General features: G+C 35.9%; 2 protein-coding genes. Both read right to left on the bottom strand.

What is annotated here, in order from left to right:
* A partial coding sequence (locus ACH2DQ_RS17570) for a B12-binding domain-containing radical SAM protein (protein WP_395027657.1) occupies positions 1-775 on the bottom strand: 775 nt, incomplete at its 3' end.
* Between the two features lie 2 nt (positions 776-777).
* Positions 778-2,079, bottom strand: coding sequence for a B12-binding domain-containing radical SAM protein (locus tag ACH2DQ_RS17565; protein WP_395027654.1), 1,302 nt, complete (start codon positions 2,077-2,079; stop codon positions 778-780).
* Positions 2,080-2,306: the final 227 nt, after the last annotated feature.

Genomic DNA, 2,306 nt, shown 5'->3' with positions numbered 1-2,306 from the left:
CTGCATTAGCATACCATTTAAAAGTATTATTCCCCAACAGATCAAGTAGGTTATAAAAATGATCAGTATCGCTTAAAATATTATCATCTGTAAGATACAAATTTCCAACATGATCCAAACTGCTTATTACGTCCAGCTCTTTATCAATCTGCATTAAATTCTTGCTGCGAAATATATTTCCGTACAAACTTCTCACATTACAGAATTTACAATTATGAGAACACCCCCGTGCAGTCTGCATCGGTATAAGACGCCTTTCTTTTTTATTCAGCAAACCGAAAAGAGGGGTCGGAGATTCTTCCAGACACTTTCCTGAATTTACCTGTATATATCTGGATTTAGCTTGCCCCGAAGCATAATCCTGCAAAAATTCCCGGAATATAACTTCGCCCTCACCAATGAGTATGGTATCACAGTAATCTTTAGCCTCTTCCCGGCAAAACGTTGTATGTACTCCCCCCATTGCAATAAAGCTGCCTTTTTCTTTAAAAATTCGTGCGTAGGAATAGGCTCTTTTTACATTGGGCGTTACAGTATAAAAACAAACAATATCATAGTTAACAGATGTATCAATTTCTCTAAAAAATTCATCCGCGATACTTACCTCATATCCCTCTTCCTGAGCAATTGCCGCCAATAATAATATAGAAGGTGTTACGACATTCCAGCTTTTCTGTTGCAGCAAATTATTAAACTCCCTGTCCCAATGAGTGTTTAATATAAAATCACCGTTTGGCCCATTCATTTTAGGAACTGTTAATAATATTGATTTCATATTCATCTTCTCTTTTCTGCAAAAAGCTTTTTAAAATAATCTCTGCGCTCTAACGTAGCCTCTTTGGAATAGATACTTTTAAGTACATATTCAAACCCATCTTCCAATTCTTTCGCCGTCATTCTTTTTGGCTGCACTACAACATTCCAAAGTGTATAACTACCCCAGTGTTTTGTTAATATTCTGTTCTCTTTATCAAGATTATCATACAAAACAGAACCAGGATAAGGAGTTGGAACTGAAATCATAGCGCCGTATAAGTGAGTTTTCAAAGTAAAATCAACCACTCTTTGAAAAACGGATGTATCATCCTGATCCAGTCCTACAATAAATGTTCCCCAAACACCAATCCCATAAGATTGTATCGTTTTTATAGCTTCTTCATAGAAATCCAGTCGTTTGAACTTCCACTCTTCCATATTTTTCAAAGAATTTGGAATAATACTTTCAAAACCAATTACCAGCTTCCTGCACCCTGATGCATACAGTAGTTCCAGAACTTTTCTGTTCTTGGCAACCTCAACATCCGTATGTGACATCCATCTGATACCGGTATCCTGAAACTTTTTTAACAGATTTATTGAAAAATCACTTTGTACCAGCATGTTATCATCAGTAAAATAAATATGAGGCTTATTTTTTAGCTTTTTAATACAATTTATTTCATTAATAACCTGCTCTACATCCTTATGCCTGTATTTTGCACCATATACTTTTGTAGATGCACAAAATACACAATTATGAGGACACCCTCTCGATATTTGAACCGGTATGGTGCGATACTTATCTATTTTTAATAAGTCATACCTGGGAATTACCGTATTTTTCATGTCGATGACAGAATTATTTTTATAAAATTTTTTCGGATTTCCTGATTTAAAATCCTCTGCAAATAATTTGAACGTCAATTCTCCTTCACCAATAAAAACCGTATCAAAATACTGTGCTGTCTGTTCCGGCACATTTGTAGGATGCATTCCTCCACATATTGTATACACCCCAAGCTCCCTGAACTTTATTGCAAGCTCATATGCCCTTGATGCCTGCTGAGTCATGAATGACATTGCAACTAAATCATAATCATCCGTAAAATTAATTTCTTCTATTTCTTCATCAATATAAACTACTTCTTCAAAATAAGGAGTCGCCAGAGCAGCAATTGTAAGCAATGGAGAGTTTGGGCAAGACATCAATTCTTTTAATGAATCCACATCAGAAAGCTGCTTGTATAACTCAGCTGTTCTCTTATTTTCTGCATTGGTTCCCATGCCAACTCCTTTAGGTGATATCAGAGCTATTTTCATATTAATCTCCATTCCGCGCGCCTTCGGGCGCGGCACAAATAGTAATGAAAGTTTTTGAATCCCCTCCAGTTTTTGATACAATAGATTTAAGAAGCTATACTACAAAGCACGGGAGGAGGAGTCGTAAAAACTCTCTTCGTTTTAGACCGCATTTTATTCAGTGTAAGCATCATCTTTTCAAGCACAAATAAGTGGCTCTATAAGACCGTACACTAAGAATTGTTTTA

The organism is Robinsoniella sp., from assembly GCF_034124845.1.
This window is presented reverse-complemented; position numbering and strand designations above follow the sequence as displayed.

Excerpts from the sequence above, each read along its gene's own strand:
- ACH2DQ_RS17565 (WP_395027654.1), bottom strand. The coding sequence starts at position 2,079 with ATGAAAATAGCTCTGATATCACCTAAAGGAGTTGGCATGGGAACCAAT.